Below are 10,000 nucleotides of genomic sequence, written 5' to 3' on the forward strand. Positions count from 1 at the left end.
TTGGAAAGCCATACTTCCGAACTATGGCAGCAAATCTTATCGATCATACAAACCAAGCTGAGCAAGCCGAGCTTTGACACTTGGTTTAAAGCCACCAAAGCAATGACGCTGAACGATCACTCCGTCATCATCTCCGCCCCAACCACCTTTGCCGTGGAATGGCTGGAAAGCAGATACACCAAGCTGGTCAGCACAACGGTGTATGAAGTGCTGGGCAAGGAGGTGGATGTACGCTTTGTGATTGAGGAGGTCAAGTCGGCGGAGCCTGCACCACAGCAGCCGGCACCGGCTATGCAGGTGTCCAGCGATGAGATCCAGTCGCATATGCTGAACCAGAAATACACGTTTGATACCTTTGTCATCGGCTCGGGGAACCGTTTTGCCCATGCTGCCTCACTGGCTGTCGCGGAAGCGCCGGCGAAGGCGTACAATCCTCTTTTTCTATACGGGGGAGTAGGGCTGGGGAAGACCCATCTGATGCATGCGATCGGACATTATATTCTGGAGCACAATCCAAGCAGTAAGGTGGTATACATCTCCTCCGAGAAGTTTACCAACGAGTTCATCAACTCCATCCGGGACAACCGGGCGGAGAGCTTCCGCAACAAATACCGCAACGTCGATATTTTGCTTATTGACGATATTCAGTTTCTGGCGGGGAAGGAATCGACCCAGGAGGAATTTTTCCATACGTTTAACGCGCTGCATGAGGAACGGAAGCAGATTATTATTTCCAGTGACCGGCCGCCGAAGGAAATTCCGACACTGGAGGAACGGCTGCGCTCCCGCTTCGAATGGGGACTGATTACCGACATTCAGCCGCCGGATCTGGAGACCCGGATCGCCATCCTCCGCAAGAAGGCCAAGGCCGAGAACCTGGACATTCCGAATGAGGCGATGATGTACATTGCCAATCAGATTGATACGAACATCCGCGAGCTGGAAGGCGCGCTTATTCGCGTGGTTGCCTATTCCTCTCTGACGAATCAGGATGTCACGACCCATCTGGCTGCCGAAGCGCTGAAGGACATCATTCCTTCGAGCCGTCCTAGAATCATCACGATTCAGGACATCCAGCAGAAGGTTGGCGAGTACTATAATTTAAGGCTTGAGGATTTCAAGGCCCGCAAGAGAACTAAGGCTGTCGCATTTCCGCGGCAAATTGCCATGTACTTGTCCCGCGAGCTGACGGATTACTCCCTGCCCAAGATCGGAGAGGCTTTTGGCGGACGTGATCATACTACCGTCATCCATGCTCATGAGAAGATCACGCAGTCCATCAAGGCCGACCAGGAGCTCTTTAAAGTTATCAACAACATTACAGAGAAAATCAAAAACCCTACCTGAACAAGTCCAAAGCCTATGCACACTCTGTACACATGTGGATAGGCTTAATTTTATGGGGTTTATCGAGCTTATCCACATATTCAGTGCCCCTACTACTAATACTATTAATTAATAAAGATATATCCATAGAGAAGACGATGCTTTCCGGCAATGCTTAATCATCCGTGCTTCTTCAAATTGCTCAAGGAGTGAAACTATGAAAATCAGTATCCTCAAATCATTTTTGAACGAATCCATTCAACATGTATCCAAAGCCATTTCCAGCCGTACGACGATTCCGATTCTGAGCGGGATTAAGCTGGATGTGAACCGCCAGGGGGTTACCTTAACCGCGAGCGATACGGATATATCGATTCAATCCTTTATCCCGGCAGAGGATGAGAAGCAGACCATTGTGCAGGTGGACCAGCCCGGCAGTGTCGTGCTGCCTGCTAAATTTTTCGTGGAGATTATTAAGAAGCTGCCTTCTTCCGAGGTGCAGATGGAGGTTAAAGAGAACTTCCAGACCTTTATCTCTGCAGGTGCTACCGAAATTCAGATGGTTGGCCTGGACCCTGAAGAATTCCCGGTACTGCCAAGCATTGATGACAGCCAAAGTGTCTCTGTCCCTGGCGATCTGCTCAAAAATATGATCAAGCAGACCGTCTTCTCCATTTCCACACACGAGACGACACCGATTCTAACCGGCGTGCTCTGGAATTTGTCAGAGGGAGAGCTGAAGTTTACGGCAACGGACCGTCACCGCCTGGCTACCCGCTCTGCCAAGCTGGATGGCGTTGAGGAGATGAAATTCAACAATATCGTCATTGCAGGCAAAACGCTGAATGAGCTGAGCAAAATCGTGCCAGACCAGAACACCCTCGTTGATATTGTCGTTGCTGACAATCAAGTGCTGTTCAAAATCGACCGCGTGCTCTTTTACTCGCGTATTTTGGACGGGATTTACCCGGACACTACTAGAATTATTCCGACTACGCACAAAACAGAACTCATTCTTGACACCAAAAAGCTGAGCGAATCCATCGACCGTGCTTATTTGCTGTCCAAAGAGGAGAAAACAAATATTGTGCGCATGCAGACGATGGAGCATGGAGGCATTGAAATTTCATCGAGCTCCTCCGAGCTGGGGAAGGTTCGTGAAGAGCTCGAGCTGGCAGAATTCAAGGGCGAGCCTTTGAAAATCTCATTCAACTCCAAATATATGCTGGACGTGCTGAAGGTCGTTGAGAGCGAGCAGTTGATGATTGCCTTTACCGGTGTGATGAGCCCGATTATTCTGAAGCCTCTGGATGACAGCCGCAGCATGTATATCATCCTGCCGTACCGCACAACCAACTAAAAAGTTATCCCCAGATCAGCGGGACCGAAAGGATCAGATATGAAATTAATAACTATCCACAGTGAATATATTAAGCTGGATACATTTTTGAAGCTGGCGGATTGTGTATCCACAGGCGGCATGGCCAAGGCTCTTTTGCAGGAGGGCATGGTGAAGGTAAACGGAGAGAGCGAGGAGCGCCGAGGGCGGAAGCTGTATCCGGGAGATCAGGTCGAGGTGGAGGATTGCGGAAGCTTCCAGGTCGCTGCACAATAAGAGGGAAGCTGCTAAACACCTAAATGCGGCGACAACAATAGGGAGTGAATCCGCTTGTTTGTGAAAAACATCCGTTTACAGCACTATCGCAACTATGAGCACCTGCATCTGGATTCCTTCGGAGACGTTAATTTAATCATCGGTCAAAATGCACAGGGCAAAACCAATCTGGTGGAAGCCCTGTTCGTTCTTGCCCTGAGCAAAAGCCATCGCACCTCCAAGGATAAGGAGCTGATCGCTTTTGATCAGAGCCATGCCCATATGGCCGCCGAGGTGGAGAAGAAATACGGCAGCCTGAAGCTGGAGCTGTCGCTTTCCACACAGGGGAAGAAGGCACGCATTAACGGGCTGGAGCAGCGGAAGCTGAGCGATTTTATCGGAACGCTGAATGTGGTTATGTTTGCTCCGGAGGATCTCGAAATTGTAAAAGGTACACCCGGCATCCGCCGCCGGTTTCTCGATATGGAGATCGGACAGGTAACACCAAGCTATCTGTTTCATCTGCAGCAATATCAGAAGGTGCTGCTGCAGCGCAACAATCTGCTGAAGAGCTTATGGGGGAAGGATGCCTCCCAGCAGGGGATGCTGGATATTTGGAATGCCCAGCTTGTTGAGCACGGTGTTAAAATTGTAAAGAAGAGGAAACAATTTATAAAAAAGCTGCAAAAGTGGGCGGAAAGCATCCATCAGGGGATTACGAACGGCCTGGAGGAGCTGCAGCTGCTATACCTGCCTTCGTTCTCCAATACGGAGGAAGAAGATGAAGCTGTCTTATTTGAGGCGTTTATGATAAAATTATCACAAGTGAAAGATCAGGAAATCAGACGCGGCATGACGCTGGCAGGTCCTCATCGAGACGACCTGGCCTTTTATATAAACGGCAAGGAAGTGCAGACGTATGGATCCCAGGGTCAGCAGCGGACAACCGCGCTGTCCCTTAAACTCGCGGAAATCGAGCTTATTCAGGAGGAGATCGGAGAGTATCCGGTGCTGCTGCTGGATGATGTGCTGTCGGAGCTGGATCCGTACCGTCAGACACAGCTGATTGAAACCTTTCAAAGCAAGGTACAGACGTTCATTACGGCGACAGGCGTAGAGAGCCTCAATGCTGATAAATTAAAGGATGCCCGCATTTATACGGTTCACAGCGGTCAAGTGGACCTCTAAGGAGTGGATTTCAATCTATATTCATTTGGGTGGCGAGAAGATTATCCGGTCCTCGGAGCTGGTTGGCATCTTTGATGTTTCGATTGAGAAGTCCTCAAAGGTCTCCAAGCAGTTCATTACGCATGCCAGGCAGAACAAGGTGGTTGAGTTTATCGGCGAAGAGGATCCTAAATCCATTGTCGTGACCAAGGGCATCGTTTACTATTCTCCTATTTCCTCGGCTACGCTCAAGAAACGAGCAAACTTATTTGTTGCGAACGCTTAACGATCGCTATTGGCTTAACAATCTGTAAAAGTAGGTGAAGGCATGTCTATGAATCAACCGGCTTATGATGAGAATCAGATTCAGGTGCTGGAAGGCTTGGAGGCCGTCCGCAAACGTCCGGGGATGTATATCGGATCCACCAGCGAGAAGGGGCTGCACCACCTGGTCTGGGAAGTGGTGGATAACAGCATTGATGAAGCGATGGCCGGCATCTGTGATGAGATCGAGGTTATCGTCCATAAGGATAACAGTATTACGGTCATTGATAACGGTCGCGGTATTCCGGTCGGTGAGAATGCCAAGCTGAAGAAATCCACGCTGGAGGTCGTCATGACAGTGCTCCATGCCGGGGGTAAATTCGGCGGCGGCGGCTACAAGGTGTCCGGCGGTCTGCATGGCGTCGGCGTCTCGGTCGTGAACGCCTTGTCGAGCAAGGTGGTCGTTCAGGTTAAACGCGATGGCCACGTGTATCAGCAGGAATACCATCGGGGTGTTCCGCAATATGATATTCAGGTGATCGGGGATAGTGATGAGCATGGCACTACCGTGACCTTCCTGCCGGATCCCGAGATTTTTACGGAAACGACAGAATACAATTACCAGACACTGCTGACTCGCATCCGCGAGCTGGCCTTCCTGAACAAGGGCATTGCCCTTTCCTTGATGGATGAACGCACGGGAGCCAGCAACCGGTTCAAATATGACGGCGGCATCATTGAGTACGTGAAATTTCTGAATGAGAACAAGCAGGCGCTGCATGAGGATCCGATTTATGTAGAGGGCTCCCGCGACAATATTCAGGTTGAGGTGTCCCTGCAGTACAATGACAGCTATACCGAGAATATTTATTCCTTCGCCAACAACATCAACACGCATGAGGGCGGAACCCATGAATCCGGCTTCAAGAGCGCCCTCACCCGGATTATTAATGATTATGCCCGCAAAGCCGGCCTGATCAAGGACAACAGCGGTAATCTGACCGGGGACGATGTGCGTGAAGGCTTAACCGCGATTATCTCGGTCAAGATTCCGGAGCCGCAGTTTGAAGGCCAGACGAAGACGAAGCTCGGCAACAGTGAGGCACGTGGCATCGTGGAATCCCTCTTCTCAGAGAAGCTGCAGGAATTCCTGCAGGAGAACCCGTCGGTATCCCGGCGGATTCTGGATAAAGCGCTGCAGGCATCTCGTGCCCGTGAAGCAGCCCGTAAAGCGCGGGAGATGACGCGCCGTAAGAGTGCCCTGGAGGTCAGTGCACTGCCGGGCAAGCTGGCCGACTGCTCCTCCAAGGATGCTTCGATCAGTGAGCTGTACATCGTCGAAGGCGACTCCGCCGGCGGATCTGCCAAGCAGGGCAGAGACCGCCATTTCCAGGCTATTTTGCCGCTGCGGGGCAAGATTCTAAACGTCGAAAAGGCGAGGCTGGACCGTATCTTGTCCAATACCGAGATCCGGGCGATTATTACGGCACTCGGTACCGGCATTGGTGATGATTTCGACCTGGATAAAGCTCGTTACCACAAGATCATTATCATGACGGATGCTGACGTAGACGGAGCTCATATTCGTACCCTGCTGCTGACATTCTTTTACCGGTACATGCGCAAGATTGTCGAAGCGGGCTTTATCTATATTGCGCAGCCGCCGCTGTTTAAGGTGGAGCGTAACAAGGTGGTCCGTTATGCGGGCACGGAGCGGGAGCGGGATGAAATCATCGCCGGATTCGGAGAGAACGCCAAGTTTAACGTTCAGCGCTATAAAGGCCTTGGTGAGATGAATGCAGCGCAGCTGTGGGAGACGACGATGGACCCTGAGAGCCGCACAATGCTTCAGGTTACGATTGAGGATGCTATTATTGCCGACAGCATTTTTGATACCCTCATGGGGGATAATGTTGAGCCGCGGCGGGACTTCATTCAGGAGCATGCCAAGTCTGTGCGTAACCTGGATATCTAAATAATATATGGAAAGCGTGCCCTTCCCGAGATGGAAAGCGGCACGCTTTTTTGCAGCCTCAGAGCTTGCGGCGCCCATAAGCAAGCGCGTATTTTTTGACCTTGCGGTAGACAGCAGGATTTTTAAAAAACTTCTTAAAAGGGAATAGCGCCGGCTTGGTGTTGACCTCCAGGATCCAGATATCAAAGCGTTCATCAATTGCGATATCTAAGCCAATTTCCTTCAGGTTTCGGTATTTCTTCTGTAGCTGCTTTGCGGTCCGCACACCAAGGTCCTTTAGCTTCCGGCGAAGCTGCTCGGTTTCCTCCATGTTCATATGCTCTTTCATCAGACTTCTGAAATGGGCGGTCGTGCCCCCACTGTGATGATTGGTGATGATTTTTTGGAGGGCGGCGACCCGGCCGATGATTCCAGTGCTTTCCCAGCCGCCGTCAGGAGTTTTTTGCGTAAGCACTCTTAGATCGAAAGGACTTCCGCCCTGCTTCAGCAGCCGAATTCCCTTTTGAATAATATATTCTTTGCCGGCGCAAAGCTGGGTGATCGCCCTGTGCAGCGAGTCGAGCTCTTTATAGGCTTCCGTGCTGGTTTCATAGCGAAGGATGTACTGGGCGGAAATGCCGCCGGAATGCTCTGACAGCGGAACTGTAACTTTTTCAGCACACATAACCCCGTTGCCGTACGTGCCCTGATCCGGTTTGATGTATACGAGATTGTACGCATCAAGCATCTGCTGCAGTTCCGACAAGGAGTAAATTCGAGTATCCGGTACATAGGAGGCCAGGTCTTTGTTAAGAAGCAGGATCTTTGTTTTGGCCCATTTGCTGGAAACGCGTTGTACAGTCAACCTTGCTCATTCCTTTCCGGTTTCATTGGGGTCCGGTCTCTTGAAAAGTCAGGACAAGGACTGCAAACAATGGTATAATATAAAGATGCGAAGATTTGCATTTCTTTTCGAAGAATTATTCAAATCCCTTGCTTTGCAGTGTATGTGAAGATGGATGCAGAAGGCAGGGCGTATCCCTAGCCTGAAGCCAAAAAGTACAGTTTTCATAGGCCGGAGTGCGTTGACGTTTAATTGTACTCTTTTTGTGAAAGTAATATAATTATGGGTATATGCAGACGTTTTCATGGTTACTTTTCTGCTTTTTTCACATAGATGAGGGCATGGTTGATAGGAAAATGAAGGAGGCCCAGCATGGCGGAAGAAAATTTCTCCCAAATTAAAGATCGTGACATCGGTACGGAAATGCGTGAATCCTTTATGGATTACGCGATGAGTATCATTGTCAGCCGGGCTCTGCCAGACGTGCGTGACGGACTGAAGCCGGTACACCGCCGTATTTTGTACGCGATGTCCGAGCTTGGCATGGCACCCGATAAACCCTATAAGAAGTCCGCAAGAATTGTCGGTGAGGTCATTGGTAAGTATCATCCGCACGGTGATTCTGCGGTCTATGAATCCATGGTACGGATGGCTCAGGACTTCTCCATGCGCTATATGCTGGTCGACGGCCACGGTAACTTTGGCTCCATTGACGGAGATATGGCGGCTGCAATGCGTTATACCGAAGCCCGTCTATCCAAGCTGGCAATGGAAATGCTGCGGGATATTAATAAAGAAACGATTGATTTTGCACCGAACTATGACGGAGAAGAGCATGAACCGGTTGTGCTGCCGGCCCGCTATCCGAATCTGCTGGTTAACGGCGTGTCGGGGATCGCGGTCGGAATGGCTACCAATATTCCACCGCATAATCTGGGTGAAGTCATCGACGGCGTTCAGGCACTGATCAAGAACCCGGACCTTACGCCGCTGGAGCTGATGGATTACATTCAGGGCCCGGATTTCCCAACCTCCGGTTATATCGTAGGGCGCGCCGGCATTCGCCAGGCTTACCAGACCGGCCGGGGCTCAGTGACGATGCGCGCGAAGGCTACCATTGAGGAGAACAATCACAAGGCCCGGATCGTGGTGCATGAGATTCCTTATCAGGTGAATAAGGCGCGGCTGGTGGAGAAGATTGCAGAGCTGGTGCGTGAGAAGCGGATTGACGGCATTACAGATCTGCGCGATGAGTCCGACCGTAACGGGATGCGTATTGTGATCGAGCTCAGACGCGATGTGAATCCTAACGTGGTGCTGAATAACTTGTATAAGCATACTGCGATGCAGTCTAATTTCGGTATCAACATGCTTGCGATCGTGAACAATGAGCCGAAGATCCTGAACCTGCGCGATGTGCTGCACCATTACCTGGATCATCAGGTGATCGTTATTCGCCGGCGTACAGAATTCGAATTAAGAAAAGCAGAAGCACGAGCCCATATTCTCGAAGGTCTCCGTATTGCGCTGGATCATCTGGATGAGGTTATTGCTTTAATCCGGGCTTCACAGACCACAGAGGCGGCACGCGAGGGCTTGATGGAGCGCTTTGGGCTTAGCCATGAGCAGTCTCAGGCCATCCTGGATATGCGTCTGCAGCGCCTGACAGGTCTCGAGCGTGAGAAGATCGAGAATGAATACCAGGAGCTGTTGATCAAGATTGCCGAGCTGAAAGAAATTTTGGCTAATGAATCTCTTGTGCTGCAGATCATCAGCGATGAGCTGGAAGAGATCAAGTCACGCTTTAATGATGATCGTCGCACAGAGATTATTGTGGGCGAGGACAGCATTTTGGATGAAGACCTGATTCCACGCGAAGAGGTTATCATTACGATCAGCCATACTGGCTATATCAAGCGTCTGCCTGCCAACACCTATCGGAGTCAGAAGCGCGGCGGCAAGGGCGTGGTCGGTATGGGGACGAAGAGCGAGGATTTCGTGGAGCACCTGTTCGGTACTAATTCACACCACTATCTCATGTTCTTCACGGATAAGGGCAAGGCGTACCGCCTGAAGGCGTATGAGATTCCAGAGCTGAGCCGGACTGCACGCGGAACCCCGATCATCAACCTGATCCAGATTGAACAGGGAGAGACCATTAACGCTGTTATTCCGGTAGAGAGCTTTGAGAACAATGACTATCTGTTCTTTGCCACCCGTGAAGGTATCGTGAAAAAAACACCGCTCGAGGATTATGTGAACATCCGCAAGGGCGGATTGATCGCCATTAATCTGCGGGAAGAGGACTCTCTGATCGATGTGAAGCTGACCGACGGCCAGCAGGAGATCATTATGGGTACCGCACACGGGATGTCTATCCGCTTCGGAGAGAGTGACGTCAGATCCATGGGACGGAGTGCAACCGGAGTCAAGGGCATTACGCTGGGCGACGGGGATTCTGTCATCGGCATGGATGTGGTGGACAAGGAGCTGGATATCCTGATCGTTACGAGCAAGGGCTACGGCAAACGTACACCGGTCTCAGACTATCGTTCCCAGACCCGTGGCGGACGCGGCATCAAGACGATTAATGTAACGGAGAAGAACGGTCCTGTTGTCAGCCTGAAGGTCGTGAAATCGGAAGAGGACCTGATGGTGATTACCGCCAGCGGAACGATTATCCGTACAAGCATGGAGGGCATCTCTACCATGGGCAGATACACCCAAGGCGTCCGCTTGATTAACATTCGCGAGGATGACCATGTGGCGACCGTCTGCCGTGTAGATAAGAGCGAGGAGCCTGCTGAGGATGAGGATGAAGATGCTCCATTTGAAGGAGACGAGCCTTCGA

General features: G+C 50.9%; 8 protein-coding genes (1 of these 8 cut by a window edge). 7 read left to right on the forward strand and 1 reads right to left on the reverse strand.

Annotated features, from left to right (window positions below; translation table 11 throughout):
- From dnaA to gyrB, 6 genes are all read left to right on the forward strand, one after another.
- Positions 1-1,347, forward strand: a complete 1,347-nt coding sequence (dnaA, locus tag E6C60_RS00005; protein WP_138223893.1) for a chromosomal replication initiator protein DnaA — start codon at positions 1-3, stop codon at positions 1,345-1,347.
- Between the two features lie 196 nt (positions 1,348-1,543).
- Positions 1,544-2,686, forward strand: a complete 1,143-nt coding sequence (dnaN, locus tag E6C60_RS00010) for a DNA polymerase III subunit beta (RefSeq protein WP_138223894.1) — start codon at positions 1,544-1,546, stop codon at positions 2,684-2,686.
- A gap of 39 nt (positions 2,687-2,725) precedes the next feature.
- On the forward strand, positions 2,726-2,941 hold the full coding sequence (gene yaaA, locus E6C60_RS00015; protein ID WP_138223895.1) for a S4 domain-containing protein YaaA: 216 nt from the start codon (positions 2,726-2,728) through the stop codon (positions 2,939-2,941).
- 54 nt (positions 2,942-2,995) lie between these two features.
- Positions 2,996-4,108, forward strand: coding sequence for a DNA replication/repair protein RecF (gene recF, locus E6C60_RS00020; RefSeq protein ID WP_138223896.1), 1,113 nt, complete (start codon positions 2,996-2,998; stop codon positions 4,106-4,108).
- A 13-nt stretch (positions 4,109-4,121) separates the two neighbouring features.
- A complete protein-coding gene (gene remB, locus E6C60_RS00025) occupies positions 4,122-4,373 on the forward strand; it encodes an extracellular matrix regulator RemB (RefSeq protein WP_138227545.1) in 252 nt (83 codons plus the stop codon).
- A 42-nt stretch (positions 4,374-4,415) separates the two neighbouring features.
- Entirely contained in the window at positions 4,416-6,326 is a 1,911-nt protein-coding gene (gyrB, locus tag E6C60_RS00030) for a DNA topoisomerase (ATP-hydrolyzing) subunit B (RefSeq protein ID WP_138223897.1), read from the forward strand.
- A 58-nt stretch (positions 6,327-6,384) separates the two neighbouring features.
- Here gyrB and E6C60_RS00035 read toward each other — a convergent pair whose 3' ends face one another.
- Positions 6,385-7,170 (reverse strand): YheC/YheD family protein, encoded by a 786-nt coding sequence (locus E6C60_RS00035; RefSeq protein ID WP_138223898.1) that lies wholly within the window; start codon positions 7,168-7,170, stop codon positions 6,385-6,387.
- 351 nt (positions 7,171-7,521) lie between these two features.
- On the opposite strand from E6C60_RS00035, the gene gyrA reads away from it, so the two are divergent.
- A protein-coding gene (gyrA, locus tag E6C60_RS00040) for a DNA gyrase subunit A (RefSeq protein WP_138223899.1) crosses the window boundary here: on the forward strand, positions 7,522-10,000 show its 5' portion. Its footprint extends 17 nt past the window's final position; 2,479 of the gene's 2,496 nt are visible here — the first part of the coding sequence; its start codon is at positions 7,522-7,524; the stop codon falls past the right edge of the window.

The organism is Paenibacillus algicola (assembly GCF_005577435.1).
GTDB classification, from domain to species: Bacteria; Bacillota; Bacilli; order Paenibacillales; family Paenibacillaceae; genus Paenibacillus_AQ; species Paenibacillus_AQ algicola.